The following is a 26,377-nucleotide window of genomic DNA, read 5'->3' as shown; positions in this document are numbered from 1 at the left end:
TTAACTGTCCATATAGGGTGGCGAGCCGCTAATTTCGACGACTCAACAGTCCACGGGCGATGACCTGTGCCTGAATCTCGCCGGTACCCTCAAAGATATTCAATATCCGCGCATCCACCAAAACACGGGAAATCTGGCTTTCCAGCGCATAGCCGATCCCGCCATGAATCTGTAAGGCATCGTCGGCTGCCGCCCAGGCGGTGCGCGCCGCCAGCAGCTTGGCCATACCTGCTTCCACATCGCAGCGCCGTCCGGTATCTTTTGCCAAGGCGGCATGGCGTGTCAATTGCCGGACAATCTCTGTTTCTGCCGCCATCAGGGCCAGCTTATCTGCAATACGGGGAAACCGGATCAGGGACTGGCCGAATTGCCGTCTGGTTGTGGCATAATCCATGGCCAAACGCAGGGCATTGCGGGCGACGCCAACCGCGCGCGCGGCGGTCTGGATGCGTGCCGACTCAAAGGTTGCCATTAATTGCCGGAACCCAAGACCTTCTTCGCCCCCCAGCAGGTTATGGGCGGGTACGTCGAACCGATCAAAGGCGATGTCATATTCCTTCATGCCGCGATAACCCAGGGTGCGGATTTCGCCCCCTGTCATGCCCGGCGCAGGGAAGGGGGTTGCAGGCGTGCCACGCGGCTTTTCGGCCAACAGCATGGAAACGCCGCTGTGATCCTGGCTGCCCGCCTGTGTGCGCACCAACAGGGTCATCAGATCACTGCGCCCGCCATGGGTGATCCAGGTCTTTGCCCCGGATACCTGATATACAGCGCCCCGCCGAACCGCCCTGGTGCTGAGATGCGCCAGGTCCGAACCGATATCAGGTTCTGTGAAGACAGCGGTTGTCATGATCTTTCCGCTGGCGATCCCCGGCAGGAAGCGCTCTTTCTGATCCTGGGTCCCGCTATTGCTGATCAATTCCCCGGCAATTTCAGGCCGGGTTGCCAACGATCCGGTGGGCAAATGAAAGCTGGATAGTTCCTCCGTCACTGCGACCATGGCCTGTTTGGACAGTCCCAGACCGTCATAGGCCTGTGGAATTGTAATCGCAAAGGTTCCCAGATCTGCAACCTTCTGCACCGTTTCATCGGGGATCAGGATATCATCCAGATGCCATCGATGGCAAAACGGTGCAATTTCGGCTTCGGCGAAGCGTTGGTATTGCGTCCGCATCATGGAAATTTCGCCATCGGGGTCGTCGGCAGGATTGGAAAATCCATGTTCCGACATTGCCAGGGCGGTTGCCATGCGAATTTCTGGCAGGTCCGGGTCTGCAAATAGGGCATTCAGGGTTGGATCGGTCGCCATGCCCATGGCATGCAGTGACGTTCCCAGTTCATGGGGGCGCACGGTTTCGGTTTGCCCCATGGGCAATCCGTGAATGATCCTGTTCAGATATTCCGCAAATCCGATGCGCAAAATCCCAGCCTCAACAGGCCCCATTGAGTTTGTTTCTTCCAAGCGCTGGGCCCAATCATGCAGGGCCGTCAGTCCGGCGACATGGGACACAAGCCAGGCCGTGCCATGGGCTTGATGCTGTGCGCGCTCCAGAGCGATTGGGTCCACGCGGCCGGTTTCAGCGTTCCGGACTGTTTGCGACAGATGGTCAACAGCCTCTGCGGCCAGCGATTCTGCTTGGCTTAAGGCGTATAGTCGGGCTTCTGAGGTGATCACGTTCGGGGCTATTCGCGGTAGGGACCCGGACGTCCCCCATTTCGGGGACTGAGATTGGTGCGCTGGGCACGATCACCACGGGATTGAAAGCTCAACACATTTTGTGCCTCGCGCCCTTCAATGCGGGGCGGTGGTTTGATTCCGGACGATTCCGCCTTTTCACGCGCAGCATTGGCATCGCGGGTCAGGCCAGCCTGCTCCACAACCGTATCGCCGTTCATTGGAAATGTCGCGTTAAAGCCACCATGCCGGTGACGCACCATTGCCGCTGGTTTCCGCCCGAAAATCCAGAGGTCTGCCATGCCGGGTCTCTCCCTCGCTGGGCCCAATCCATCGGGTGATAGATGGCACGCTACTCCCCGAACCGCAAGGTCTCTGACTTGCCCAGAGTAGCCACACGGAGTAATCAGAAAACAGATAAGATAAGGATTCGGCTCTCTTGGATATCGTAATCAACATTCTGCTGCCGATTTTTGGCATTGCAGCCCTTGGGTATGTCGCGGCCCGCCTTGGGTGGTTCTCTGAATCTGCGGAAGCGGGGGTCGCATCTTTCGTTTTTAATTTCGCCGTTCCCTTCATGCTGTTCAGGACGATTGCGACCACGCAATTGCCAGACAAGGTGCCCTGGAACCTGTTTGCCAGCTATTACGGGCCAGGAATTCTGATTTATGCGATCGGCTTTCTGGTCGCGCGTTTCATCTTTGGGCGCGACATAATGGGGGCTATCCTGACCGGGATGGGCAGTGCTTTTTCCAACACGGTTCTGTTGGGTCTGCCCCTGATCCTGCTGGCCTATGGAGAGACGGCGGCTCTGCCGTTCTTTCTGATCCTGTCTGTCCACGGCATTATCTTTTTCACCGGCACGACGGTTCTATTGGAAATGAGCCAATCGCGCCGCAGCGGTGGTCTGGCCGCACTGCCCAAACAGGTTGCCAGCGGGTTGATTCGCAATCCCATCCTGTGGGGTTTGTTTCTGGGCATGGCGACAAATCTGGCGGGTCTGTCTCTGCCCACACCTTTGGCGCGGATTGCCGAAACCATGCAGGGGGCCGTGCTGCCCTGTGCCTTGTTTGCCTTGGGATCGTCGCTGAAGCGCTATGGTATTGCCGGGCGTGTGGTTCAATCCATGGTCCAGGTGTCGCTGAAGATCATGCTGTTTCCGTTATTGGTCTATCTGGCGGGCACGTATATTTTTGCTTTGGATCCGTTGTGGGTACAAATTGCCACCATTACAGCGGCCCAGCCCAGTGGTGTCATGGTCTATATATTTTCCCAGAAATATGGGACGGCCCAGGCCCTGGCGACGACATCAATATGCCTGTCGACGATTGGGTCGGTCTTTACCTTATGGCTTATCCTGTGGCTGTTCCAGGGTGGTTTGTAATATTCTTGCGTCACCTTCCAACCGGATATATGGTTTCAGTATGTTGACCTCGAATTTCTCTGTGGCGCTGTTTGGGCGCATTGGTCGAATTACGGACCCGGTCCCCCGCATATAATGCGGCTGGGGGGTCCGGGCCTGTGCCGCCACCTGATGCTATTCACAGAGAAATGAGACTTCCATGACCTTACCTTTGTCGGTGCCGTCCAATGATGTCGGTACATCCCCTTCAGTGTATTGTTTTTCCGTCACCGCCGATACGGATGTTGGCATCCTGGCCCGCGTATTGGCCCCCATCACAAAGCGTGGCTTGATTACACAGAAGTTGAATGCTGTGATCGACGGAGGAATTGACCCCAATCTGATCATCGATGTGCAGGTCAGCGGCCTGGACCCGCAGAGCTGTGATATCGTTGGCGCGGTGATGCGTCAGACTGTCGGTGTTCGCAGCGTTTTGGTGTGTGAAAAGAGGTAACCGTGGCCTATCAGGACCGGATTCTCGCCTGTAACAATGGATCGCGTGAAAATTATCTGCCGTTCTTTGGGCGCGGTCAGCAATTGGGCTGGATCCGCAAGGATCGATTGGAACGGTTGTCCGGTTTCCCCGATATCTTCGTGGTGGGGGGGCAACAGGTTGATCTGCATGCGGCTTTGTTCGATTACGATTCTGCGACGGCAGCGGTGGATTATGCCCTGCGCGTAATGGCCGATGAAGGCCTTATTCAAGGGTGGCGGGACGAGCGTTATGCGGTTGCTGAACGGTTTTCGGATCCCGCTGTGTTTTCGATTGAACGGGCGGGATGTCCTTTCTTAGGCATTCGCAGTTGGGGCTTTCATTTGAATGGATATGTGCGAAAGCCAGACGGTCTGTACCTTTGGATCGCACAGCGCGCCCATGATAAGCCATCTTATCCCGGATTGCTGGATAACACGGTCGCCGGGGGGCATCCCGAAGGTCTGACCCTGGCGCAGAATCTTATCAAGGAATGCGCGGAAGAGGCCTCAATCCCCGCGCATCTGGCGCGCCAGGCCCGTGCGGTCGGGGCGATATCTTATTTGTATGAAAGCCCGCAAGGGCTGAAGCCGGATCAGATGTTCTGTTATGACCTGGAACTGGATGAAAGTTTCACCCCAATCCCGGCCGATGGGGAAGTTGCGGGGTTTTACCTGATGCCTGCACAGGAAGTCATGGAAATCGTGCGCGATACGGACCGGTTCAAATTCAATTGCGCCCCGGTCCTGATCGATTTCTTTATCCGCCATGGCTTGATTGACCCGGATCGGGAGCCCGACTATGTCGGCCTGTGTGAAATGCTGCATGGTGCCCCGCCGGTGTGATGGCGGGGTTACAGTTTGCGTTCTCGCCGATCCAGGAAGCTCTTCCACATGACGGCGACGCCAGAGGCAGGCCGTTTCAGCCAATGAAAGGGGATCAGGCGCGGCGCATTGATGGGCATAGGCAAATCCTTGTGGGGGACATCGCACAACCAGTCCGCCAGAACCGATCCCGTTGCGGTGGTCATGGCGACACCTCGCCCATTCCACCCGATCGCAGCGCCCAATCCGGGCGCGATCTGCATTAAGCGGGGCAGGGAATCGGTGGTGACGGCAACGCGCCCATTCCAGAAATTCTCCATCGGCACACCCGTCAGTCTGGGAAACATTTCCTGCATACGCTGTTTGGCAAGATCAAAGGCGGAATCATCCAGGGATCCGTTCAGTTTGCCCCGCGCGCCCATGATGAAGCGCCCTTGGGAGTCGATCCGGTAGTAACTTAAAACGCGCCTTGCTTCGGAAACGCCCAAACCATGGACAGGCAGGCTTTTCAGCAAGTTATCCGACAGCGGCTTTGTCGCCATCTGATAGCTGTAAAATGGGACAACCGATTGCGTTGTCGCATCCTGTAACGGCGCCAGATCAGAATACCCGTTCGTGCATAACAGGACCTTCCCAGCGGTGACGGTCATGCCATCTCCTGTCGTTAGGGACCATCCATGCGGGGCCTGTGCTAACCCCGTTACGGCGGTTTCACCATGGATTTGTGCCCCTGCTGCCTGGGCTGCCCGGGCCAGGCCACGGGCTAGTTTCAAAGGCTGGACGGTACCGCCCGCAGCATCGAACAGGCCTCCTACATACCAATCTGTTCCCACGCGCTCGATCATCTCTTGCTGTGACAGCATGCTAACCGCGCGACCACGCGCTGCCATTTTCTCCGCTTTTTTCTTCTGATCTTCCAGCACGCCCACGCCATGGGCGGATTGGACCCATCCGCCCCGCACGGCATCGCAATCCAGTTTCAATCTATCGATGATAGCAAACGCGGTATCGGCTGATTTATCGGCAAAGCCAATCATTCGGCGGGCCATTTCGGGGCCGACAAGGCGTTCCAACTCGGCCAGATCATGTTTCAGACCGGAAATCACCTGACCGCCATTGCGTCCCGATGCCCCCCAGCCGGGTTCGCGTGCTTCCAGCACGATAACGGAAACACCGCGCTCTGCCAGATGCAGGGCGGTGGACAGTCCGGTAAACCCACCCCCGACAATCGCGATATCAGCCTGTTTGTCTGTATCCAATGGCGGGCAATGGGGTGCGTCGCCGCCTGTAGCTGTCCATAGGGATTGCTTGAAGCCCTGATCATCTAACGCAAGTAAAGCCATGTCATCCTCGGTATCTGTTTCGATCAGTCTAAAGCAAATCCCGAGCAAACGGATATGTTTGCGACGACGTATTTGCCACTAATACAAACGGTAAGAGCCTCACGTATGAGCTCATGCGAACGCATGATGCTACAGCGCGTTATCGGCGCGAGACAAACCCAACTTTGTCCGAAGAGGTGAAAATATACATGATTTGGGTAAAGAGCGGTCCGGACTGGATCAGGTTTCCAGTTCGGTGTCCCAGTACAGATAATCCCGCCAGCTTTCATGCAGGAAGTTTGGCGGGAAGGCCCGGCCATGTTCCTGTAATTCCCAGGTCGATGGTTCGATGGGGGCGCGCAGCAATGGCATATTGGCCTGTTTCGGGGTGCGGCCACCTTTGGTCAGATTGCACGGGCTACAGGCGGCGACGACGTTTTCCCAACTGGTGATCCCACCCTGACTGCGCGGGATAACATGGTCAAAGGTCAAGTCATGTGCCGGGAAGGTTCCATCGCAATACTGACAGACCAGCCTATCCCGAAGAAATACGTTAAACCGGGTAAACGCGGGGCGTCGCGCCGGGGCAACATATTCTTTCAGGGAGATCACGCTGGGCAGGCGCAGGGCGAAGGTCGGGCTGCGCACCTCCATATCGTATTCCGAAATGACGTTGACCCGTTTGGCAACGACGGCCTTGATGGTGTCTTGCCAGTCCCAAACCGACAAAGGAAAGTAGCTGAGCGGCCTGAAATCCGCATTCAGCACCAAAGCGGGACTATGATCTAAGGCGGTTAACATTGCCGCACTCCGAACTTTCTGTATCACCAGATCGATTTCGTCAGAACCGATACAGGTACGTTACCCCATATTTTGTCATCACCACAACATTTTGTGTAAGCCTGCTGGAAACTATCACATTGTTGTAATGAGGACCCGACACTCCCTTCTCTCTATCCGATTTCAATGACAAATATATAACGCATCCAATTTTAGGCGAGATCCGCTTGTTTCTTATCGCGGCTGTTATCTGATTTAGGTCTCTGGTACTTCCTTGTCACCAAACGCGCGCTGCAAGTATTCAATGCCAAGGCGCAAGCCCGCTTCGTCAATGGAATGGCCCAGACCTTTGGAATAGGCGACTTCTACATCAAACCCGGCCATTTTCATGGCTTCGCCCGACACCTTTGACATTTCAGCAGGGACGACCGGGTCTTCCGTTCCGTGGATCAACAAGGTCGGTGGTTTTCGAATATTCTCGTCGGCCAGGGATTCCGGGGCGATCAGCATTCCAGAATACCCCAGGACACCGGCGACCAGCCCTGAATATTTCGGCATTGCATGCAGCGCCAGCATCGTTCCCTGGCTGAAGCCGACGATTGCAACGCGGTCCGGCGTCACAGAAAACCGCGCGATTTGATCATCCAGATAGCGGTGCAGAACCGGTGTGACAGAATCGACGCCCGCCTGTAACTGTTCGCGGCTCATATCCTGCAGGGAAAACCATTGCAGGCCCATCGGGGCCATATCACATTCTTCCGGTGCATTGGGGGCCAGAAACTGCGCGGTCGGGAAGACCTGACCCAGGACCGGTGCCAGGCCGATCAGGTCATCCCCATTGGCCCCAAGCCCATGCAGGAAAATGATCAAGCGGTCAGGTTTCTGACCGTCGTTGGGGGCTTGTTCTGGTCCGCTTAGAACCGGTGTATCGGTCATAGGAATTTCCTTAAGCTTTGGATTGGATTTTGCCCAGCTTGGACGATACAGCCGGGATGCGCAAATGTGCTGTCAGGCGGGTGCGCCCCGGTAATAATGCCAAAGAAATACGGCCATGGCGGATCGATGCGGGGACCAGTTTTCCGCCAAAAGGCGCGCCTGTTTCGCATCCGGTCGGCTGGGCAGGCCTTTCAGCCGTCGCATCGCTTCCTGCAAGGCAATGTCTTCGCCGGGAAACAGGTCCTGCCGCTGCAGGGAGAACATGCAGTAAATCTCTGCACTCCACCGCCCGAATCCTTTCAGGCCCATGATCGCCGCAACGGCCTGCTCATCAGGCATTGTGGCGACAGCCTGTAGATTTAAGGTGCCACGGGCAATCGCGTCCGCCAGTCCCAGGGCATAGGCAACCTTGGGGCGCGACAGGCCCGCCGCGCGAATCGCATCTGGTCCCAATGCCAGAAAGGGTTCAGCTTGCCCCCCCGGATTCAATGCTTCCAACCGCGCCTGGATGGCGCCTGCCGCTTCTTTGGAAATCTGCTGTGATACGATAATGCTCAGCAGAGTGTTGAACCCATGGGGCCGCAGGCGAGGCTCCGGATATCCAACCAGACTCAACCCGGTCGCCACATCTGTGTCATGTGCGGCAACGGCGTCCAGGGCGGCGATGATATGTGATTTATCCATGGCTCTTGACTTACCCTGTAGAGGCAAACTACGCCAGTGGGTATGGATGGATTCAATTCTGCCGCAACCCGATTTGCGCCCAGCCCCAGCGGTTTCCTGCATTTGGGGCATGCCTATGGCGCCCTGTTTTCCGCCCGGCAAGCAACAGCGATGGGCGGTACCTTTCTGTTGCGAATTGAGGATATCGACCTGGCGCGCTGTACGCAGGCCTATGAGCAGGCGATTTACGAAGACTTACGCTGGCTGGGTTTGACCTGGCCCGATCCGGTGCTGCGGCAATCGGATCGTTTTCCGGTGTATCATGATTTTCTCCATACATTGGAAGAGGGCGGGCTGACCTATCCCTGTTTTTGCACGCGCCGGGAAATTCGGACAGAGGTCGCCAACGCCCCGCGCGCCCCGCATGGGCCGGATGGTGCGCTGTATCCGGGCACCTGTAAGCATTTGGACCCGATGATCGCGAAAGACCGGATCGCGGCCGGGCAGGTTCATGCGATCCGCCTGCATATGGATCGGGCTGCCCATATGACCGGTCCATTGACCTTTACTGATCTGGATCGTGGGATAATCACGGTCGTGCCAGAAAGCTGTGGCGATATTGTTCTGGCGCGTAAAGATGTGCCAACCAGCTATCACCTGTCGGTTACCGTGGATGATGCGTTTCAACAGATATCCTGTGTGACGCGGGGGGAAGACCTGTTGCACGCCACCCATATCCACCGCGTCCTGCAGACCCTGCTGGGATTTCCAACGCCGGTGTATCGCCATCACCGATTGCTGCTGGATTCGCAGGGCAGACGATATGCCAAACGTGATAAGGCGATCACGTTACAGGCCTTGCGTAAGGCTGGAAAAACGCCCCAGGATATCTGTCAGATGGTTGGGGAAGATACCAATAGGGCCGCTGAAACTTCTAGATAGGCAGTCGTACACGGGCCCTTAACCCGCCATGGGGGGAGGTTTCCAATAGGATTTCACCGCCATGGGTGCGCGCAACGTCACGGCTGATCGACAGGCCCAGACCCGTACCGCCGGTGGATGGATTGCGGGACCGATCCAGACGATAGAAGGGGCGGAAGGCGTCTTCGCGTTCTTGCTCAGGAATGCCAGGGCCATTGTCATCCACCAGAATTTCAATGGCATTGCCCCGCTTTCCGGCCTGTAACCAGACCTGGCTGCCATAGCGTGACGCATTTGCGATCAGGTTATCAATGCATCGCCGAAAGGCATTGGGTTTCAACCATGTCACGATCTTACCTTCTGCATGGCAATCCAGGGCGATACCGGAGGCCTGCCATGTTGCGGCAAGGTCTTTGACGACCTCACTCAAGTCGCATTCAATGGATTTCTCCCCCCCTTCGCCACGGGCAAAGGTCAGGTAATCCTGAATCATTTTCTCCATTTCGGAGACATTGACGCTGAGTTCCTGAGTTTCTGGCGAATCCCCCAGCATCGCCAACTGCAGCTTCATGCGGGTCAAAGGGGTGCGCAGATCATGACTGACCCCCGACAGCATATCGGTGCGTTGGCGGATCTGGCGACGGATGCGTTCGGACATCAGGTTAAACGCATTGGCGGCCTGGCGCACTTCCAGGGCCCCTTCCGCCTTGAAATCCTGCTCTGGCTCTCGACCTTTTCCAAAACTTTCAACCGCACGGGCAAGGCGCCGGATCGGACGCACCTGATTGCGCATAAAAATAGAGGCAACGGCAAACAGCACTAAAGAAGTGCCAACCATCCAAAGGATAAAGATATAGGTTGTCGAACTAAACAGTCGGCTGCCCGGCACAACGACGTTCAGCACCGCATCCTTCAACTGAATCTGCAAAATCAGTTGTTTCCGAAAGGACGAACTGTCGATGATAAAGGGGCGTCGTACACGCTCGTTCATGGCCTGGGCTAACAGGCGATCCAATTGGCTGCTGATTTCTGTCTCTTGATTGGGCAGGATTTCACCTTGCAGCAAAGTGATATCCAATTCCATGTTCTGGCGAACGCTTTGAAAGATTTCGTCGCGGGCATCGGGTGTGCGGCGCAATTGGTCGATCGTATTGGCGATATCCCCTGCGACACTGGCCGACAGGCGCCAGGTGACCGTATCCCAGTGGCGATCATAAAACACCCATGCCGATACAATCTGTAACAGGATCAGGGGCATGACGATGATCATCAGGGCGCGCCCGAACAGCGTCTTGGGCAGGCCGCTTTTTATCGTCAGGCGAATGGTGCGCAGCGCGGATCGGATCGGTCCCATCGGTTTACCAGCGGGCGAATGCGTGGGCTTTATCGGGGAGGGCTCCGTCATCCATCGGGCCTTAAAACATAGCCGCGTCCCCGAACGGTTTGCAGATAGCGGGGGACTTTTGGATCAGGCTCCACTTTCCGGCGCAGGCGGGTCATCTGGACATCTACTGCCCGGTCACCGCCATCGATGTCTACAAATTGCGTCAGTTCATCCCGGCTCATGACGCGTCCGGGCTCTCCGGCCATCACCTTCATAAGGGCGGTTTCTGTGGATGTCAGGCGCACCGGCGTATTGTTGCGCAACAATAATTCGCGACCCAGATCGAACAACAAATCGCCCAAACGCACAACAGAGGCCCGGCTTGGTTCTGCCGCAGCGGGCAGGCGGCGCAGGATCGATTGAATGCGCAGGATCAGTTCGCGGGGCTCAAACGGCTTGGGCAGATAATCATCGGCACCGGCTTCCAGCCCCTGGATGCGGTTTTCGGTATCCCCCATCGCGGTCAGCATCAGGATTGGCACACCAACCTCCTGACGGATGGATTTTGCCAGATCAAGGCCACATTCGCCGGGCATCATGACATCCAGGATCATAATATCGAAGGTCAGGCCAGCAATCTTGCGCCGTGCATCTGCAGCGTCCTCCGCCTGGGTGACCCGGAAGCCTTCTTTAGTCAGATAGTCACGCAACAGGCTGCGCAGGCGCGCATCGTCGTCAACCACAAGAATATGCGTATCAGTGTTCATGAGCGCAGTATAAGCGCAGTTTCGCCGCGACAAAATCTCCACGTGAACGCTAAATTAAGAAACATCGCCTTTTGGGCCTTTAAGGGTTCTTGGTTATCGCGGGCGAATGGTGTACGCCCTAGCCCATCCGAAGCAAATCATATCCAAACAACCTTGTTTGCGACGATGGCTTGCATGGAAACACTATGTTGGGGTTTCTAGGGTTCGCATTGGCGAATGTCTGATGTCCCGGGTACATGATGGGTGCATCGCTATGTCGCGTGAGGATCAGGTGTCAGGGGATATCAGCACACAAAGTATGTGGCGTCTGTTGCTGAGCGCTGCGCTGGCGCTGTGTGCGGTTCGCCTGATGGTTTCCTATGCGACAGGGTTGTCGCTGCATGGGGATGAGGCACAGTATTGGACCTGGTCCCGGACGTTTGAGTTCGGATATTATTCCAAGCCCCCTCTGATCGCCTGGGTCATTGGTGCGGCGACCAGCATTTGTGGCGATGACACATGGTGCATTCGTGCGCCTGCCGCATTGTTTCAAACGGCGACCGCCATCCTATTGGCTGGCACGGCCCGGTTGTTGTTCGACAATCGCACCGCGCTGTGGACCGGGATCGTCTGGCTGACCGTGCCTGCCGTGTCATTTTCGTCCCTGATCATGTCGACAGATGCGCTTTTGCTGTTTTTCTGGACAGGATGCCTGTGGGCCTATGGGGCATTGTTGCGGCGCCCAACCTGGGGGGGGGCGGTACTCCTGGCGCTTTGTTTCGGACTGGGCCTGAACGCGAAATACGCCATGGCCTATTTTCTGATCTGTGCGCTGGTGCATCTGCTGATCAGTGCACAGGCCCGCCAAAAGGCCCGCGTCGCAGCAACGCATTTGATCGCAGGCTTTGGGCTGGGGACCTGCGCCATTCTGCCCAATGTCTGGTGGAACAAGGTGCATGGCTGGGCGACTGTTGGACATACGGCTGATAATGTCCATTGGCAGGGAGTGGTCCTGCATTTCAATGAATTGGGGGATTTTCTGGGTGCGCAGTTTGGCGTGTTCGGTCCGGTTTTGTTTGTGGTTCTTCTATTGGTAATCCCGCGCAGCCGTCGCGCCTGTCAGGCCCTGTCTGAACCAGCGCGTTTGCTGTTAGCATTTTCGCTGCCCATTCTGTTGATTATTTCAATTCAGGCGATCCTGTCCCGGGCCAATGCGAACTGGGCGGCGACGGCCTATCCTGCAGCGGCGATCCTGGTAACTTCTGTGCTGCTTGCCCAGACAAGGCGGCGTTGGTGGTTATGGGGATCGATTGCGCTGCATATGATCGTGGCGGCAGGCCTGTATGGGGCGGTGCTGATGCCAGGTGCCACCGCCCGCGCCCTGGGTCGGGATCCATTTCAGGACCTCAGCGGTTGGGATCAGGTGGCCTATCAGGTAACTGACAGGATGAAGGCTGAAAATCTGTCCGTGCTGTTGATGGACAATCGCATGATGATCGCCTCTATGGCCTATGCGTTGCGCGACCAGCCGGAAATTGTCATCCGGACCTGGAACCATGACACCAAGATTGATCATCATTACGAAATGGCCTGGCTGTACAGCCCGTCCGTTGATGGATCGCGCGTATTGTTGATGACGCCCCATGGCACCCAGTCCATCGAAAGTCATTTTACCACGGTCAAAGAATTGCCCTCCATCGGGAAAGTTGATCGTGTTGGGCAGGCCAAAAATCTGGAACTGCGTGTGTTGGAGGATCCGAAATGATGTCGCTTGGCAGCCCAGCCTGGTCCACGGTCTGGATGTTGAAAATCTGTGGGCTGGTTTTTATCGCCCTGACGGTCCTTTTCCTACCCTTTCCCCAGATAGATCTGTGGGTATCAAAACAGGTTTATCTGGGCGAAAATGAATTCTGGCTGAGCCGCAGTGAATTCACGGCGTTCAAGAATGATGTCTTGCGCCCGTTATTCAGCTATTTGGTTGTTGTCGGGCTTGTTGTGTTCCTGTGGCGGTTGTTCACAGTTCGGATTCAGCAGGTTCGCAAGCTGGCGCGATATGCGTTCCTGCTGTTATGTCTGATCCTGTCGACCGGGTTGGTCGTACACGGGGTTTTTAAGGAAAACTGGGGGCGGGCCCGTCCCAAACAGGTGACTGAATTTGCCGGGGCACAAATATTCACCCCGCCGCTATTGCCAGCCCAACAATGCGACGGAAACTGTTCCTTTGTCTCTGGGGACGCGTCGGTGGGATATGTATTCCTGGCATTGGCGCTGTATGCCGCCAAACGTCGAAAGTTCTGGATATTGGTCACTGTGGCCGCTGGGATCGGCATGGGGATTCTGCGGGTCATGAATGGATCGCATTTCCTCAGCGACATTCTCTATGCGGGCGTCTTTACCTGTGGCACCAATCTGATCCTGTATCGTTGGTTCGAAGAAAAGAAATGGCAACAGGATCTGGCCTTTCTGGCACCGATAGCCAGGCCGGTTTCCGCAACCCTGGTGCAGGCAATTCCGGCGTCAGTATCGAAAAAACTGGACCCTGCTGCGTTACGCTTTCGGGCCTTGTTTAGTGATACCATCTGAGGTCTTGGGCGTATCGGCAGCCATTCCTTCCCGGTCCGGGTCGGGCACATCGAAATCGACCTTCCGGCGGCGTGTGACAAAATATAGATTGCGCAAATAGATAAACAGACCCGTCGACTGCCCCAGAATGATCACGGGATCCGCCCGCCATATGGCATAGGACAGCAGGATAGCGCCGCCGCCAATGCTGAAATACCAGAATGCGATGGGTATCACGCTGTCGCGTTTCTTTTCGCTGACGATCCACTGAATGATGAATCGCATGGCGAACAGAAACTGGCCCAGAAAGCCGATAGACAGCCAGATGATCTCTTCCGGAGCCATGGCTCCGATATTTGCGATGATTTTATCGATCCACCCCATGGGGCACCTCTTCCTGAACATCCGGCCGTTTTGACCGTTTCACCAACCAATAGACACCAAACAAATCAACCAATCCGGCCAAGGCACGCTCCAGCGTTCCATATTTGGACTGGCCGCGATCCCGCGCGCGATGCGTCACCCGTTCATAGCGAACCGAAAAGCCTTCGCGACTGATCAAGGCCGGCATGAAGCGGTGCATATGATCAAAATAGGGTAGTTGCTTGAAGACGGGCCCTGCGACGACTTTCAGGCCACAGCCGACATCTTTCGCGGTATGGTTTAAAAGCGCTCTATTGCAGGCATTGGCGACCCGGCTGATAAACCGCCGAAAACCTGAATCCTGGCGCTTCTCGCGCTCCCCCATGACCATGCCGATGGCTTCTCCCTCCGCCAGGGCCGCATTGAATATGGCGACAAGGCGGGGCAGGTCGGCTGGATTGTTCTGGCCATCACCATCCAGCACACAGATCAGACGTCCGCGCGCGGCCAGAACACCTGTGCGGATCGCGCGGCTTTGGCCGGATCGCTGGGCATGGGTCAGAACACGCAGATTCTTGTGCTTTGATTGGCAGTCTTTCAGAACAGCAGGTGTGCTGTCACGGCTGCCATCGTCGACATAGATGATTTCCACCCGATCTGTATCCGGGAAGGCCGTCGCAATTTCTTCAATCAAGGGAGAGACATTGCCTTCTTCATCGCAGACCGGGACAACAACACTGATCTCCAAGGAAGTGTCCTGGCGGGGAGAGAGTTTTGTTTTAGTCTGTTGGGTCATACGGGCTGCTCAAACGACCTTTTTGATAGGAACGGCGAAAGGCATTGGTCTTTAAAATGCGAACGGGACCGGGCTTATCACGCCCGGTCCCGATTGGCACGACCGAAAAATCATTCTAAACGCTTATGCCGCAGACCCTGTGATCAAGGCCGCCTTATCTGAGCCTCTGCGCACCTCTGCGTCATAGGCCTTCATTAAAGTTTCACAGACTTTGCCCGGCGTGAACTGATAGTCACCAATCGATGCAATCGGGGTGACCTCCACCGCCGTCCCGGTCAGGAAGGCCTCTGTTGCCTGTGCCATCTCTTCCGGCTTGATGTGTCGCTGCACGATTTCATAGCCATTGCGGCGGGCCAGATCGATGACCGTGCGCCGGGTGATGCCATCCAGGAAGCAATCCGGATCGGGCGTATGCAGCTTTCCATCTTCCATCAGGAAGAAAATATTGGCACCGGTTGCTTCGGCAACATACCCACGCCAATCCAGCATCAGCGCGTCATGGTATCCTTCCGCTTCCGCCTTATGCTTGGACATGGTGCAGATCATATACAGGCCAGCGGCCTTGCTGCGTGTCGGTGCTGTGCGGGGATCGGGGCGCGCCCAATCGGAAATCCGCATTTTCAGGCCGCGCATGCGGGCTTCCGGGCTGAAATAGGCGGGCCATTCCCAGGCTGCGATTGCCAGATGGATGGTGTTTTGTTGTGCAGACACGCCCATCATTTCCGATCCGCGCCAGGCGATGGGACGCACATAGCCATCGACAATATTGTTGGCGGCGACGACCTGATCGCAGGCGGCGTCAATTTCAGCGACAGTGAACGGAATCTTAAAGCCCAGCAGCTCCGCAGACTGGTGCAGGCGCTCGGTATGTTCCGTCAGCTTGAAAATCTCTTTGCCATAGACGCGTTCCCCTTCGAACACGCCAGACGCATAGTGCAGGCCATGGGTAAGAACATGCAATTTGGCATCCCGCCATGGCACCAGTTTGCCATCCATCCAGATGGAGCCATCGCGATCATCAAAGGGCATTAAGGACATCGTTTCCACTCCATTATGGGGGTGTTGCCAGCTTCCACGCTGGTTCCCCGAGGTTTTTCTCGTAAGTTCATGACTTACAACGATTTTTCCGACCATTCTTTACTACGGTTCGGATTTTTTGGTAATTTTATTACTCTGGAGCCGGGTCAAAAGATATGATCCAATACGCTTCATTGTTGCCAGACGTAACATCATGAGGCATATATGTCAACATGACTGACATAAATTCTTCTAAGCGTGGATCACCTCCTTCTTCACCATCTCTGGGTGGGGATAGACATCGGTCTGCCAAGACCGGTGGAAATCCTTTGTTTCTGCGCGATGAAGAATTGCGCCAGGCGATAGAACTTTTGTTCTATGCCTATCGGGATTTCACCGGTGAACCGGACATCATTCTGGCACAGCGCGACCTGGGGCGGGCACATCACCGTGTGATTTACTTCGTTGGTCGCTATCCGGGCATGACCGTATCGCATCTGCTGGATATTCTGAAGATCACCAAGCAGAGCCTGAGCCGTGTGCTGAGCCAGTTAATGGCGGAGGGGTATATTCGTCAGGATCAGGGACAGGAAGATCGCCGCCAGCGATTGTTGACCCTGACAGACAAGGGCGCGGAGTTGGAGCGCTTGTTGACGGAAACTCAACGCAAGCGCATCGCGCGCGCCTATCGAAATGCCGGCCCTGACGCTGTGGAAGGATTCCGGGATGTCATGTTGGGTATTATTTCCGGCGATGCGGATCGTGCGCGATTTGAAAACCGTGGGGAATAAGTCTGCGTCCCAGTAAGGCCTTGCGTTCCAGCCGCGATGTTCCATGTTATCTTATGCGAATCATAAAGATGGATGGGAATTTTGGTCGACAGAGACGGTATCAAGAACGGCTTTTTTCAGGAAATGGCGCGCCAGGCGGAGGCGGAAGGTCTGTTAAAGCCCTTATGTGATGAGGAACGCCGCGCATCGCGGATTGCGACCGTGGCGGCGCGCCCCAAAGGGTCGGATATCTGGGTCTTTGCATATGGATCCCTGATGTGGAACCCGGCCTTTCATTTTGTGGACCGAAAGATTGCAAGATTGCATGGGTATCATCGCGCCTTTTGTCTGGAAACACAGATCGGGCGCGGAACGCGCGATTGTCCTGGCCTGGTATTGGGGCTGGATCGCGGCGGGTCGGTGCAGGGCGTTGCCTTGCGCATTGATGAGGCACAGGCGGATGAAGAACTGGATGTGATCTGGGCGCGCGAAATGTTGGCGGGGTCCTATCGCCCGACCTGGGTGCGCCTGATAGATAATGATGGCGGGGCGTTTCATGCGATTGCCTTTGTCATGCGTCGGGATTGCGATCGCTATAAAGGATGCCGCCCGATGGAAGAGGTGGCGCAACAGATCGCCCGCGCCGCCGGTAGACTGGGACCCTGTTCGGATTATCTGGAACAAACGGTATCTGCCATGGATGAGATTGGTATTGGGGATGGTCCGATGCACCGACTGCGGGATCGCGTGCGGGCATTGCAGTCTGAAATGGAACTGGAAAGGAGCACCGGATCATGAGTGATACGGCTGGCAATAAAGCAAAAATGACGTTAAGCGACGCTGAATGGCAAAAGCGCTTGAGCCCGGAAGAATACAAGGTCACCCGCAAGAAGGGGACGGAACGTCCATTTTCCGGCAAGTATCATGATGCAAAGACGCGCGGCATCTACACCTGTAAATGCTGTGGTGAAAAACTGTTCCATTCGAATACAAAATTCGACAGTGGCACCGGCTGGCCCAGTTTCTTTAAGCCAATCGACGAAACCGCCGTGGCAGAGAAATCGGATAACAGCCTGTTCATGCGCCGCACGGAAGTTCTGTGCGCCCGCTGTGATGCGCATTTGGGGCATGTCTTTCCCGATGGGCCACAGCCCACCGGATTGCGATATTGTATGAATTCCGCTGCATTAGACCTAGACCCAGAGGTTTGAGGGTTTTATACCCCCACCATGAACAGACAGCAGCGGCGCGCAAGTAAAGGGAATGGAACCGGTAACGGGGCTGGCAATGGGACCAGCGGGGGATCTGATGATTCCCGGCTGGACCAGGCCATGGCATTGCATCAGGCCGGGCGCCTGATGGAGGCGGATGCCCATTACCGACAGATTCTGGAACAGCATCCGACAGATCCAAATGCCCTGCGCCTGCGCGGGGCCCTGGCCTATCAATTGGGCAACCCGGCGGCGGCGGCGGAATTATTGGCGGAAGCCCGCAAGGCCGATCCGAAAAATCCTGAGGTCTTAACCCTGTTGGGACTGGCGTTGGAAGGGGCGGGTAATCCCGAAGCGGCGGAACAGGCCTATCGCAAGGCCTTGACCCTGTCACCGAAATCGCCGGAAATATGGAACAATCTGGGTGCCCTGCTGCGTGAGACGGGGACCTTGCAAAAGGCAGCCGAAGCCTTCGGGCGTGCCGTCGTCTTGAAGCCTGATTATGTTGAGGCCTATCAGAATCTGGGCGTTACCCTGTATCGCATGGGGTCCTATGGGGCGGCGCTGGCTGCCTTTGAAACCGGCCTGAATTATGCGCCCAATGATGCCGATATGATGCTAAACTATGGCGTGGTTTTGTCTGCGTCCAACCGTGTCGAGGAGGCGGCTGCCTGTTTCAAGGCGGTGCTGGAACTGGCACCGGATGATCCAGATAGCCTGACCAATCTGGCCGCGGCACTGATGCGGCTGGAGCAACTTTCAGAAGCCGAAGATATTGCCCGTCACGCCCTGTCCATTGCGCCGGAAAGCGCAGGGGCGATGGCTAATCTGGCGATGATCCTGACCGCAGCCCGTCATTTTGATGAGGCGGAAGCCCTGTATCACGACGCCTTGCGCGCCACGCCGGACTTTGCCGATATCTGGGGCAATTACGGTAATATGCTGACTGCGACCGACCGGCTGGAAGAAGCCGCCGTTGCCTATGATAAGGCCTATAAGCTGGACCCCAGCGATGCCCGCCATGCCTTTCAACTGGCCCTGTGTCATCTGGGGCAGGGCAACCTTGCCAAAGGATGGGCGCTGTATGAAAGCGGTTTGGATTGTGGGGAACGTGTCCCGGTCACCAGTCCAGACCTGCCGCCCTGGCAGGGCGATGCCCTGAAAGGCAGGCGCTTGTTGATCGTGCCGGAACAAGGGCTGGGGGATGAAATTCGCAGCCTGTCCTGCCTGCCCGATGTTGTGCGTGCGGCGGGTGAGGGGGCAACTGTTCTGGTTGGCTGTGACCCGCGCTTGCAGGGCCTGGTTCAGCGCGCCTTCTCCACGGTTGAGACCATTGGGCGGCCTGATATTGCCAATGCCCAGGCGGATGTCTCCATCCCTGTCGCGTCCCTGCCGAAACTGTTTCGCAACGCGCTTTCTGACTTTCCAGAAACGGCAGGCTATTTTACCGCCGATCCTGATCAGGTCGCAGCGATCAAGAAGCGGCTGGATCAATTGGGCAGTGGCATGAAGGTTGGTATTGCCTGGCGCAGCGGCTTGCGGCGCGTGCGCAGTCAGGCGGCGCTGACGGAAATTGCCCAATGGCAGAAGGTATTGTCGGTTCCCAATGTGCATTTTGTGAATTTGCAATATGGCGTTCAACCGGAAGAGCTGGAAGGCCGTTCCATCACGCATTTTGATGATATTGATCTGTTCAATGATCTGGACGGGGCCGCCGCCCTGACCCAGGCCTGTGATCTGGTCATCAATATGGGAACGTCGGTCGGTGATATGGCCGGTGCCTTGGATGTGCCCTGTTGGTCGCTGTTGCTGAAGCCTGAATGGATTACGCTGGGGGCGGAACGCCACCCATTCTATCCCAACACGGATGTATTCTGGCGCATGCCTGATGAGGAATGGCCGGCGGTTTTGGCCCGTGTGGCGGAGCGTCTGGCCCTGATCAGTAAGGCGTGACGCGATAAGCGCAGCGGCGCGCGCCCGCCAGTATGTGATCGGTCCGTTCCACCCGAATGTCCGGGCCCAGCGCGATCTTGAACACCGTCAATTCCATCGCGCACAACCCTGTGCAGGCCTTGGCGGCACTGCAAATCGGGCAATGGTTTTCGATGAAAAGATATCCATCCGTATCGGCCAGGGGTTCGACCATTGCCATATACCCCTCGCGGGTTCGGATCTTTGCCAGGGCGTCCAGTTTGTCGCGCAGGGTTTCTGGCTTTGATAGGGTTGCGGCATAATCCGCGCTTTGCCGCCTGGACCGTTCCGCGATCAACAGATCCAGCGCATCCTGACCCAGGCTGTTTTTCAGGGCATCAATCAATCCAACAGCCAGATCGGCATGTGCATCGGGAAAGTATTGATCCGCCGCCGGTGTTAATTGCCACAGCTTTGCAGGACGCCCGACAGTGCGGGGGTCCTCCTGCGTCGTCACCATCCCTTCCGCCTGCAAGTCATACAGATGCTGGCGCACCGCCATTGGGGTGACGCCCATTGCCTGGGCCAATGCGGATGCGTCCGACGGTCCGTCGCGTTTCAATCGGTCCAGGATATCCCGGCGAGAGCGCGGTTTCTGTGTGGGTTTTGTCATGTGAAACTTTCTAAAGAAAAAACTTGATTAAAGCAAGATAGGTGAGTCATATTTATAAAGTTAAATCTATAGAAACTATTTTGATGCGAAAGTGTATAGCCCAGCTTGCGATATGGTACGGTCTGGATATCGCGTTGCAGGGCAAGACAGGCGAGGATGTAAATGAAAACCAAGACGCAAGACTGGCAGCCAGTCGCTAAAGCCGAAGCACTGCAAAAGGCCGGTCGGCTGGTTGTCAAAGTCGACGGCAAGCAAATCCTGCTGTTGTGGCAGGATGGACAGGTCCTGGCCTGTAACAACCGCTGTCCTCATGAAGGCTATCCCTTGTCGGAAGGGGATGTTTCCGGCTGTGTCCTGACCTGTAACTGGCACAATTGGAAATTTGATCTGGACAGCGGGGAGACCCTGGTCGGGGGTGATAAACTGCGGCGATATCCAGCCCGGATTGTTGCGAGGCAGGTGGAACTGGACCTAATCGATCCACCGGCTGAAGCGGCGATTGCTCAGGCATTGGATAACATCACCGATTGTTTCGACCGCCATGAATATGACCGCATTGCACGGGAATTGGCGCGCCTGATGAAAGCGGGCGGGGATCCGCTGGACGGTTTGCGGCGCACGATTGCAAGGGTGGGGGACCGGTTTGAATATGGCGCGACCCATGCCTTGCCCGCCGCCGCCGATTGGCTGAGCCTTCGCGGTGAGACTCAAGACCCGGTGCGGCAATTGGGAATGCTGACAGAATGCATTGGTCATTTCGCCTGGGATACGCGGCGCGAACCCGTATTTTCCTATCCAACAACCTCCCGGGCCTGGGATGAGGATGCCTATGTCGCCGCGGTTGAGGCGGAAGATGAGGCGGCGGCCTGTTCCCATGTCCGAGGGGCCGTTTCTGATGGTTTGACCTGGTCGGATATGGAGCGGGGCTTTGCACGGGCAGCCCTGTCGCATTATGCGGATTTCGGTCATTCCGCGATTTATACCTATAAGATGCGAGCCTTAACCGCGGCGTTGGGGGATCGCGAAAGCCTGTTGATGCTGTGTCTGATGCTAACCCGATCCTTTATCTATGCCAGTCGGGAGGATTTGATTCCGGAATTCCGTGCCTATGGTAAAGCCCTCAAGGCATGGGATGGGCAGGGATCAGAACAGCCAGACTCAGAGTCGCTTCGCAGGGGATCTGCTCGGGAGATTTTGGCTCGGCTGAGCGCGGGTTCGAAGGATCCGATTGCCCTATACGACGCCGCCATGACGGCTGGGGCCTGGCAATTGTTGCATTTCGATCTGGATTGGCAGGACAAGACCGACAGCAGCATCGCCCAAAGCGTTGGCTGGCTGGACTTCACCCATACGGTTACCTTCGGCAATGCGGTGCGGAAATTGGCAGAACGCTATCCGGACCTGTGGCCCCAAGGCCTGTTACAGATGGGATGTTTCCTTGGGCGCAACAGTGGCTTTACCGATCCTGATATTGATGAGGCCCCCTGGCGCAGCAATGATCCCTTGGAGGCGGTTCAACAGGCCCTATCGGGCGTTGAGGATCATGGCAAGTTCGAGTACATCGTTTCCAGCCATTTATTAAAGCTCAGCTACGCGATACGGGAAGAAATGCAGGAAATACCGGAAACACAGTTCAATGCCCTGGCCGCTGCTGCCCTGCGCCGGTTCCTTGCCAGCCCGTTGAAGCGCAAGCATGTTCAACGTACGGCCTATCAAGCGCTGAATTTCGTGCAGGCTGAAGGATGACCACAGAAAATCCGGTATCCTGGGGGACGGTTTTATCCGGACCCAATCGCGGTCTTTTCGCCGTGTTGTCATTCGGGGTTTGGCTGCATGCAGCAGACAGCACCGTCATCGCCACCTTGCTGCCCGGCGTCGTCGCTGATGTGGGGGGAGAGGCGTTCATCTCCTGGAATTTCGTGCTCTACCTTCTGGCCTCGATCACGGCGGCGTGCAGTTCGGCATTGGTCGCACGGATGCTTGGTCTGCGCCGGTTGATGATCTGGTCAGCATTGGCTGTGGCGATTGGATGTCTGGTCAGCGCCGTCACCCCGACAATGGGGGGAATGATTGCGGGGCGTGTCCTGCAAGGGTTCGGGGGCGGTATGTTGGTCGCATGCACCATGATTGGTGTCGCGAAACTATTCCCCAGTCACTATACGCCCCGCGTTATGGCCGCGATTTCGGCGGTCTGGGGTGCGTCGGCCTTCTTAGGCCCGTTAGTTGGTGGTATTTTTGCAGAATTTGATATGTGGCGAATGGGATTTTGGTCGTTTTGTGCTCAGGCGCTGTTTCTCGCATTTGCCTTGCGCTGGGCCTTGCCGGTGGCGGTATCGCCGCCATCAGATCCGGCGCGCCTGCCCTGGCGCCGTCTGTTGGTGTTGTCTGTTGCGGTCTTGTGTATCGCAACAGCGGGGCTCCAGAAGGACAGCCTTGTATTGATGGGGGCTTTGTCCTGCATCGGTATTCTTGGTTTCGCGCTGTTCCTGCGTCTGGACAAGGCGGCAACCGACAGCCGCCTGCTGCCATACAGCATCACGGACATGACCCATATCACTGGTATTGGCCTGATCGGGATATTCCTGATCTCTTTCGCAACGATTGCATTTTCCGTCTATGGCCCGGTCCTGCTTCATACGTTACATGACATTGGGCCTCTGGGTGTTGGGTACATGATCGCGCTGGAATCGGTGGCTTGGACAGTGGGGGCGCTGTCTTTGTCAGGTCTGGCTCCCCGTCAGCAGGTGATTGCCATTCGCCTGTCTTTTCTGGCGATCTTAGGGGCAACAATAGGTCTTGCCTTGCTGGTAACACCCGGTCCCGTCTGGGCCATCCTGCCGTGCTTGTTTATCACGGGGGCCGGATTTGGGGCCTGTTTTGGCCATATCCTTCAGCGCTGTACAGAGGCGGCGCCGCCGGAGGATAAAGACAGGGCCGCCAGTGCCATGACCACGGTTCAGACCGTCGGCTATGCGCTGGGGGCGGCAGTTAGCGGGCTGGTGGCGAATCTGGTGGGCTATGGGGACCAACCGACACTGGCGGATGCCCAATCTGCGGGGGTTTGGGTTTTTGTTGCGATGGTGCCGGTATCTGCTGTGTCGGTCTTACTGATCTGGCGTTTGCGGCGTTAAACTTCACGCAGGCGCGGCATCAACTCAACAAAATTGCAGGGTCTGTGGCGGAAATCCAGTTGATAGTGCAGGATCTCATCCCAGCCATCCTTACAGGCCCCCGTAGACCCTGGCAGGGCGAACAGATAGGTGCCCCGGGATAGGACCGCCATGGCGCGGCTTTGAATGGTGGAGGTTCCGATTTTCTGGGCGGACATCCAGCGAAAATACTCGCCAAAGCCCGGTATGTCCTTTTCCCGAACGGCGGCGAATGCTTCGGGGGTGACATCACGCCCGGTCAGACCAGTGCCGCCGGTGGTTATGACACAATCAATTTCCGGGTCATCGATCCACTGATTTAGGACCTGAACAATCTGTGCTGCATCATCAATGATAATCTGACGTGCTGCCAGGATATGACCATCCTGTTCCAGGCGCGCGACCAGCAAGTCGCCGGATCGGTCATTTTCAACGGTGCGGGTATCAGAGACAGTCAGCACCGCAATTCGCACCGGTTTGAACGGCAGGCTCTTATCAACACCCAGCATTGAAATTACTCCGCGCTGATCCGCACTGTGCGGGGCTCTCCGGTCGGGGAACCCTTTTGATCCTGACTGACATAAATCGGCCAGGATCCCCCGATCAACATATCCAGGCTATCGACATTCTGCTTCAACCGCAGGCGATAGATCCAGAAATTGGACAGGACATGCTCAATATAGGCGCGGGTTTCACGGGACGGAAGGCTTTCGATGAACAACAGCGGATCATCGGCATAATCAATCTTGGCCCGCCAACGCTGCAAATTGCCAGGCCCCGCATTATACGCCGCCAGCGCATAAAGCAGGTTTCCATCAATTTCCGCCAGATTGAGGACATGATGCACATATTTCTGACCCAGCGACAGGTTCAGGCCAGGTTCAAACAGTTCCGCACGGGATGAACCATGGAATCGGTCGCCCGCCATATATCCGGCGGTGGCCGGCATCAATTGCATCAAGCCCCGCGCACCAGCGCTGCTGATCGCGCGGCTGCGGAATTGAGATTCCTGGCGCACGATGGCAAATATCAAGGCGCGATCAATGCCAAAACCATCTTCCGGTTCCCAGCCTGGTACTGGATACAGGGCACCGTCCAGGCTGACCTTCTGGCGGCGCTCCATATCACGCCCCAGGCGAAAGGCGACATCAGCCAGCCCCGCCCGATCAGCCAGCGCAAGAAGTGTCCCAACAAAGGACGGCGGCAATTCATCCACAAACCGCCGCAATTCTTCATCGGCGCGGTTGGTCTGGCCGGTTTCGATCAGCGCGATTGCCCGACGGGCTGCGGGGATTTCTAACAGAAACTCCGTCTCTGTATCGGACAGAACCGGCATTTCAAAATCTAATGGGGGTGTTTGGCCCAGGGCGCGGGTCGCCAGCAGGCCATAGAATGTGCGCGGCATTTCTGCGGCGCGCTGCAGCATGGCAGATACATTCTGGGGTTCGCCCCCGACCAAATAGGCACGCGAAGCCCAAAACCCGCCAGCCGCCCTCAGCCAATCATCCGCCTCAACCGACAGGCTCAGCGCGGCGAAATGCGCCGCAGCGGTATTCCAATCTTTCGCCCGGAACGCGGCTAATCCGCCCCACCAATGGGCGCGGGCGGCATCATCACCGGCCAGTTTGGTTGCCATCTTGGCAACCGCCATGGCTTCCTGATCTTCATGATACCGGAAATATCCCCGCGCGATAACGCCCAGGCTTTCGGCAAAGCTGACCGGATCAAACAGGGCGCGATTGGCCTTGGTATCCAGATTTTTTAAGGCGATGGTCACATTGCCGCGTTGAACCAATGATCGAATCTGGGACTGAATTGCACGAATTTTGGCGCGCTGGCTTGAGGATTTCCCCGCATATTTGCGGCTTTCCGTAGCCGGTGATTCGGTTTCGGACCCGCCCTGAGGCTCGTCAAAGGCGACGACTGCATCCATGGCAGGCATTTCAACGGCCTGAGGCTTGCGTGGATAGCCAACAGATGACGGTTTGCGTTTCAGGGCCAAACCGTAAATGCGCGTTGCGCCGGGATGATCCGCATAATCGGCCAGCCAGTTCTTTAATTCCTGATAGGAAGACCGGTAGGCGGTCGGGTGCATATAGCGCTGAAACAGCACATGGCCCATCAGAGAATCATCCGACAACTGCGCGATCAGCCGATCCGCCTTGTCCCATTGGCCGTCATTCTGGAGATCAAAAATTTCGGTATAGAGGGCGATATCGTTTCGCGCCAGAATCGCAGGAAGCGCACTGGTGGAGTCAGACATAGGGCCGACGCGCGGCGCCAAGGCAGCCATTTCAGACTGCGCCTGGGCACCACCAAGCGATAGGCCCGTGGCGAAAACAATCCCTGTCAGTGCGCTGGCAATCCAGCGCAGGCTGGTGTTCAACTTTAAAATGATACTCTCCCCTGCAAACCGTACCGCAAATACTAAGGCGGTGTCGCTCCAAACTGATGAGCGGGAAAAACAAGTGCCAGGTGCCAGAATAAAATATGTCGGGCGAATTCACCCTCGGTGATGTAACTACGTCATTCAGGGCAATATGGCAAGAATGTGCAGACCGTTTCAGGCGTAATTTCCGGTGCCAGTATTGGCATCGGCCGCGCGATAAACAGGAAGTTGAGGGAATCATGGAAGAATTTTGGACGTCGCTGATGACGGGATTTGCATTTTTATGTGTTTTGGAAGGGTTGCTTTATGCATTAATTCCCACCCAAATGCAGCGAATGATGGCAGCGGCATTGACATTTTCACCAACGAGTCTGCGTCGCGTCGGAATGGGGGCGCTGGTGTTTGGGATCGCGCTGGTTTGGCTGATCCGTCATTAAGGCTGGGATTGCTTTCGTGCATCTCTTGCTTGCC

The 26,377-nt window shown here is 56.4% G+C and carries 27 protein-coding genes; 13 read left to right on the top strand and 14 right to left on the bottom strand.

The window, feature by feature from the left end:
- Positions 1 to 28 precede the first annotated feature (28 nt).
- On the bottom strand, positions 29 to 1,675 hold the full coding sequence (locus ACOSDM_RS11640) for an acyl-CoA dehydrogenase family protein (RefSeq protein ID WP_420724701.1): 1,647 nt from the start codon (positions 1,673 to 1,675) through the stop codon (positions 29 to 31).
- Positions 1,676 to 1,683: 8 nt separating this feature from the next.
- Entirely contained in the window at positions 1,684 to 1,977 is a 294-nt protein-coding gene (locus ACOSDM_RS11635; RefSeq protein ID WP_420724700.1) for a hypothetical protein, read from the bottom strand.
- 137 nt (positions 1,978 to 2,114) lie between these two features.
- Between ACOSDM_RS11635 and ACOSDM_RS11630 the strand changes: the two genes are divergently transcribed.
- The 3 genes from ACOSDM_RS11630 (at position 2,115) to ACOSDM_RS11620 (ending at position 4,394) form a co-directional block, all read left to right on the top strand.
- Positions 2,115 to 3,059: an AEC family transporter gene (locus tag ACOSDM_RS11630; RefSeq protein WP_420724699.1), complete on the top strand. Its 945-nt coding sequence runs from the start codon at positions 2,115 to 2,117 to the stop codon at positions 3,057 to 3,059.
- Between the two features lie 178 nt (positions 3,060 to 3,237).
- Positions 3,238 to 3,531, top strand: a complete 294-nt coding sequence (locus ACOSDM_RS11625) for a hypothetical protein (RefSeq protein ID WP_420724698.1) — start codon at positions 3,238 to 3,240, stop codon at positions 3,529 to 3,531.
- A 2-nt stretch (positions 3,532 to 3,533) separates the two neighbouring features.
- Positions 3,534 to 4,394 carry a DUF4743 domain-containing protein gene (locus ACOSDM_RS11620; RefSeq protein WP_420724697.1) on the top strand — a complete coding sequence of 287 codons (861 nt, stop codon included), beginning with the start codon at positions 3,534 to 3,536 and terminating at the stop codon, positions 4,392 to 4,394.
- Between the two features lie 8 nt (positions 4,395 to 4,402).
- Here ACOSDM_RS11620 and ACOSDM_RS11615 read toward each other — a convergent pair whose 3' ends face one another.
- The 4 genes from ACOSDM_RS11615 to ACOSDM_RS11600 all read right to left on the bottom strand — a co-directional run bounded on the left by ACOSDM_RS11615 (position 4,403) and on the right by ACOSDM_RS11600 (position 8,095).
- Positions 4,403 to 5,716 (bottom strand): NAD(P)/FAD-dependent oxidoreductase, encoded by a 1,314-nt coding sequence (locus ACOSDM_RS11615; RefSeq protein ID WP_420724696.1) that lies wholly within the window; start codon positions 5,714 to 5,716, stop codon positions 4,403 to 4,405.
- 219 nt (positions 5,717 to 5,935) lie between these two features.
- Positions 5,936 to 6,496 (bottom strand): HNH endonuclease, encoded by a 561-nt coding sequence (locus tag ACOSDM_RS11610; RefSeq protein ID WP_420724695.1) that lies wholly within the window; start codon positions 6,494 to 6,496, stop codon positions 5,936 to 5,938.
- A gap of 234 nt (positions 6,497 to 6,730) precedes the next feature.
- Positions 6,731 to 7,411, bottom strand: a complete 681-nt coding sequence (locus ACOSDM_RS11605; RefSeq protein WP_420724694.1) for an alpha/beta hydrolase — start codon at positions 7,409 to 7,411, stop codon at positions 6,731 to 6,733.
- Between the two features lie 72 nt (positions 7,412 to 7,483).
- Positions 7,484 to 8,095 carry a DNA-3-methyladenine glycosylase family protein gene (locus ACOSDM_RS11600; protein ID WP_420724693.1) on the bottom strand — a complete coding sequence of 204 codons (612 nt, stop codon included), beginning with the start codon at positions 8,093 to 8,095 and terminating at the stop codon, positions 7,484 to 7,486.
- A gap of 42 nt (positions 8,096 to 8,137) precedes the next feature.
- Between ACOSDM_RS11600 and gluQRS the strand changes: the two genes are divergently transcribed.
- Positions 8,138 to 9,016 carry a tRNA glutamyl-Q(34) synthetase GluQRS gene (gene gluQRS, locus ACOSDM_RS11595; protein ID WP_420724987.1) on the top strand — a complete coding sequence of 293 codons (879 nt, stop codon included), beginning with the start codon at positions 8,138 to 8,140 and terminating at the stop codon, positions 9,014 to 9,016.
- On the opposite strand, the gene ACOSDM_RS11590 is transcribed toward gluQRS, so the two are convergent.
- Both ACOSDM_RS11590 and ACOSDM_RS11585 read right to left on the bottom strand, forming a co-directional pair.
- Positions 9,009 to 10,400 (bottom strand): ATP-binding protein, encoded by a 1,392-nt coding sequence (locus ACOSDM_RS11590; protein WP_420724692.1) that lies wholly within the window; start codon positions 10,398 to 10,400, stop codon positions 9,009 to 9,011. The two genes, gluQRS and ACOSDM_RS11590, sit on opposite strands and share 8 nt — an antisense overlap.
- Positions 10,397 to 11,086 carry a response regulator gene (locus ACOSDM_RS11585; protein ID WP_420724691.1) on the bottom strand — a complete coding sequence of 230 codons (690 nt, stop codon included), beginning with the start codon at positions 11,084 to 11,086 and terminating at the stop codon, positions 10,397 to 10,399. The genes ACOSDM_RS11590 and ACOSDM_RS11585 overlap by 4 nt, the downstream gene beginning before the upstream one ends.
- Before the next feature lie 223 nt (positions 11,087 to 11,309).
- Between ACOSDM_RS11585 and ACOSDM_RS11580 the strand changes: the two genes are divergently transcribed.
- Together ACOSDM_RS11580 and ACOSDM_RS11575 are read left to right on the top strand one after the other, a co-directional pair.
- Positions 11,310 to 12,830 carry a glycosyltransferase family 39 protein gene (locus ACOSDM_RS11580; RefSeq protein WP_420724690.1) on the top strand — a complete coding sequence of 507 codons (1,521 nt, stop codon included), beginning with the start codon at positions 11,310 to 11,312 and terminating at the stop codon, positions 12,828 to 12,830.
- Complete coding sequence (locus ACOSDM_RS11575; protein WP_420724689.1) at positions 12,827 to 13,648, top strand: phosphatase PAP2 family protein; 822 nt, start codon at positions 12,827 to 12,829, stop codon at positions 13,646 to 13,648. Before ACOSDM_RS11580 ends, ACOSDM_RS11575 begins: the two co-directional genes overlap by 4 nt.
- Here ACOSDM_RS11575 and ACOSDM_RS11570 read toward each other — a convergent pair.
- From ACOSDM_RS11570 to ACOSDM_RS11560, 3 genes are all read right to left on the bottom strand, one after another.
- Positions 13,613 to 14,011: a lipid-A-disaccharide synthase N-terminal domain-containing protein gene (locus tag ACOSDM_RS11570; RefSeq protein WP_420724688.1), complete on the bottom strand. Its 399-nt coding sequence runs from the start codon at positions 14,009 to 14,011 to the stop codon at positions 13,613 to 13,615. The genes ACOSDM_RS11575 and ACOSDM_RS11570 overlap by 36 nt on opposite strands.
- Complete coding sequence (locus tag ACOSDM_RS11565; protein ID WP_420724687.1) at positions 13,995 to 14,786, bottom strand: glycosyltransferase family 2 protein; 792 nt, start codon at positions 14,784 to 14,786, stop codon at positions 13,995 to 13,997. The genes ACOSDM_RS11570 and ACOSDM_RS11565 overlap by 17 nt, the downstream gene beginning before the upstream one ends.
- 123 nt (positions 14,787 to 14,909) lie before the next feature.
- On the bottom strand, positions 14,910 to 15,824 hold the full coding sequence (locus ACOSDM_RS11560) for a branched-chain amino acid aminotransferase (protein WP_420724686.1): 915 nt from the start codon (positions 15,822 to 15,824) through the stop codon (positions 14,910 to 14,912).
- Positions 15,825 to 16,036: 212 nt separating this feature from the next.
- On the opposite strand from ACOSDM_RS11560, the gene ACOSDM_RS11555 reads away from it, so the two are divergent.
- The 4 genes from ACOSDM_RS11555 to ACOSDM_RS11540 all read left to right on the top strand — a co-directional run bounded on the left by ACOSDM_RS11555 (position 16,037) and on the right by ACOSDM_RS11540 (position 19,737).
- Entirely contained in the window at positions 16,037 to 16,594 is a 558-nt protein-coding gene (locus ACOSDM_RS11555; protein ID WP_420724685.1) for a MarR family winged helix-turn-helix transcriptional regulator, read from the top strand.
- Positions 16,595 to 16,675: 81 nt separating this feature from the next.
- Complete coding sequence (locus tag ACOSDM_RS11550) at positions 16,676 to 17,371, top strand: gamma-glutamylcyclotransferase (RefSeq protein WP_420724684.1); 696 nt, start codon at positions 16,676 to 16,678, stop codon at positions 17,369 to 17,371.
- Positions 17,368 to 17,784 carry a peptide-methionine (R)-S-oxide reductase MsrB gene (gene msrB, locus ACOSDM_RS11545; protein WP_420724683.1) on the top strand — a complete coding sequence of 139 codons (417 nt, stop codon included), beginning with the start codon at positions 17,368 to 17,370 and terminating at the stop codon, positions 17,782 to 17,784. The genes ACOSDM_RS11550 and msrB overlap by 4 nt, the downstream gene beginning before the upstream one ends.
- Before the next feature lie 18 nt (positions 17,785 to 17,802).
- Positions 17,803 to 19,737 carry a tetratricopeptide repeat protein gene (locus ACOSDM_RS11540; protein WP_420724682.1) on the top strand — a complete coding sequence of 645 codons (1,935 nt, stop codon included), beginning with the start codon at positions 17,803 to 17,805 and terminating at the stop codon, positions 19,735 to 19,737.
- Here ACOSDM_RS11540 and ACOSDM_RS11535 read toward each other — a convergent pair.
- A complete protein-coding gene (locus tag ACOSDM_RS11535) occupies positions 19,724 to 20,368 on the bottom strand; it encodes a helix-turn-helix transcriptional regulator (RefSeq protein WP_420724681.1) in 645 nt (214 codons plus the stop codon). The genes ACOSDM_RS11540 and ACOSDM_RS11535 overlap by 14 nt on opposite strands.
- Positions 20,369 to 20,530: 162 nt before the next feature.
- On the opposite strand from ACOSDM_RS11535, the gene ACOSDM_RS11530 reads away from it, so the two are divergent.
- Positions 20,531 to 22,114 (top strand): Rieske (2Fe-2S) protein, encoded by a 1,584-nt coding sequence (locus ACOSDM_RS11530; protein WP_420724680.1) that lies wholly within the window; start codon positions 20,531 to 20,533, stop codon positions 22,112 to 22,114.
- Complete coding sequence (locus ACOSDM_RS11525) at positions 22,111 to 23,499, top strand: MFS transporter (protein WP_420724679.1); 1,389 nt, start codon at positions 22,111 to 22,113, stop codon at positions 23,497 to 23,499. The genes ACOSDM_RS11530 and ACOSDM_RS11525 overlap by 4 nt, the downstream gene beginning before the upstream one ends.
- Here ACOSDM_RS11525 and moaB read toward each other — a convergent pair.
- Positions 23,496 to 24,026, bottom strand: a complete 531-nt coding sequence (gene moaB / locus ACOSDM_RS11520; protein WP_420724678.1) for a molybdenum cofactor biosynthesis protein B — start codon at positions 24,024 to 24,026, stop codon at positions 23,496 to 23,498. The two genes, ACOSDM_RS11525 and moaB, sit on opposite strands and share 4 nt — an antisense overlap.
- Positions 24,027 to 24,031: 5 nt before the next feature.
- On the bottom strand, positions 24,032 to 25,903 hold the full coding sequence (locus ACOSDM_RS11515) for a lytic transglycosylase domain-containing protein (RefSeq protein ID WP_420724677.1): 1,872 nt from the start codon (positions 25,901 to 25,903) through the stop codon (positions 24,032 to 24,034).
- A 242-nt stretch (positions 25,904 to 26,145) separates the two neighbouring features.
- Between ACOSDM_RS11515 and ACOSDM_RS11510 the strand changes: the two genes are divergently transcribed.
- On the top strand, positions 26,146 to 26,343 hold the full coding sequence (locus ACOSDM_RS11510; protein WP_420724676.1) for a DUF2065 domain-containing protein: 198 nt from the start codon (positions 26,146 to 26,148) through the stop codon (positions 26,341 to 26,343).
- Positions 26,344 to 26,377 lie beyond the last annotated feature (34 nt).

The organism is Hwanghaeella sp. LZ110 (assembly GCF_048892525.1).
Taxonomy (GTDB): domain Bacteria; phylum Pseudomonadota; class Alphaproteobacteria; order UBA8366; family Aestuariispiraceae; genus Pacificispira.
Note: the sequence above shows the minus strand (reverse complement) of the source record. Positions and strands in the feature narration are given on the sequence as shown.

Bases quoted from the DNA above. Each gene is read 5' to 3' on its own strand.
- ACOSDM_RS11580 (WP_420724690.1), top strand. From the start codon at position 11,310: ATGTCCCGGGTACATGATGGGTGCATCGCTATGTCGCGTGAGGATCAG.
- ACOSDM_RS11600 (WP_420724693.1), bottom strand. From the start codon at position 8,095: ATGGATAAATCACATATCATCGCCGCCCTGGACGCCGTTGCCGCACAT.
- ACOSDM_RS11555 (WP_420724685.1), top strand. From the start codon at position 16,037: ATGACTGACATAAATTCTTCTAAGCGTGGATCACCTCCTTCTTCACCA.
- ACOSDM_RS11560 (WP_420724686.1), bottom strand. From the start codon at position 15,824: ATGTCCTTAATGCCCTTTGATGATCGCGATGGCTCCATCTGGATGGAT.
- ACOSDM_RS11625 (WP_420724698.1), top strand. From the start codon at position 3,238: ATGACCTTACCTTTGTCGGTGCCGTCCAATGATGTCGGTACATCCCCT.
- ACOSDM_RS11575 (WP_420724689.1), top strand. From the start codon at position 12,827: ATGATGTCGCTTGGCAGCCCAGCCTGGTCCACGGTCTGGATGTTGAAA.
- ACOSDM_RS11590 (WP_420724692.1), bottom strand. From the start codon at position 10,400: ATGACGGAGCCCTCCCCGATAAAGCCCACGCATTCGCCCGCTGGTAAA.
- ACOSDM_RS11565 (WP_420724687.1), bottom strand. From the start codon at position 14,786: ATGACCCAACAGACTAAAACAAAACTCTCTCCCCGCCAGGACACTTCC.
- ACOSDM_RS11540 (WP_420724682.1), top strand. From the start codon at position 17,803: ATGAACAGACAGCAGCGGCGCGCAAGTAAAGGGAATGGAACCGGTAAC.
- msrB (WP_420724683.1), top strand. From the start codon at position 17,368: ATGAGTGATACGGCTGGCAATAAAGCAAAAATGACGTTAAGCGACGCT.
- ACOSDM_RS11525 (WP_420724679.1), top strand. From the start codon at position 22,111: ATGACCACAGAAAATCCGGTATCCTGGGGGACGGTTTTATCCGGACCC.
- ACOSDM_RS11570 (WP_420724688.1), bottom strand. From the start codon at position 14,011: ATGGGGTGGATCGATAAAATCATCGCAAATATCGGAGCCATGGCTCCG.
- ACOSDM_RS11585 (WP_420724691.1), bottom strand. From the start codon at position 11,086: ATGAACACTGATACGCATATTCTTGTGGTTGACGACGATGCGCGCCTG.
- moaB (WP_420724678.1), bottom strand. From the start codon at position 24,026: ATGCTGGGTGTTGATAAGAGCCTGCCGTTCAAACCGGTGCGAATTGCG.
- ACOSDM_RS11605 (WP_420724694.1), bottom strand. From the start codon at position 7,411: ATGACCGATACACCGGTTCTAAGCGGACCAGAACAAGCCCCCAACGAC.
- gluQRS (WP_420724987.1), top strand. From the start codon at position 8,138: ATGGATGGATTCAATTCTGCCGCAACCCGATTTGCGCCCAGCCCCAGC.
- ACOSDM_RS11530 (WP_420724680.1), top strand. From the start codon at position 20,531: ATGAAAACCAAGACGCAAGACTGGCAGCCAGTCGCTAAAGCCGAAGCA.
- ACOSDM_RS11635 (WP_420724700.1), bottom strand. From the start codon at position 1,977: ATGGCAGACCTCTGGATTTTCGGGCGGAAACCAGCGGCAATGGTGCGT.
- ACOSDM_RS11510 (WP_420724676.1), top strand. From the start codon at position 26,146: ATGGAAGAATTTTGGACGTCGCTGATGACGGGATTTGCATTTTTATGT.
- ACOSDM_RS11610 (WP_420724695.1), bottom strand. From the start codon at position 6,496: ATGTTAACCGCCTTAGATCATAGTCCCGCTTTGGTGCTGAATGCGGAT.
- ACOSDM_RS11615 (WP_420724696.1), bottom strand. From the start codon at position 5,716: ATGGCTTTACTTGCGTTAGATGATCAGGGCTTCAAGCAATCCCTATGG.
- ACOSDM_RS11535 (WP_420724681.1), bottom strand. From the start codon at position 20,368: ATGACAAAACCCACACAGAAACCGCGCTCTCGCCGGGATATCCTGGAC.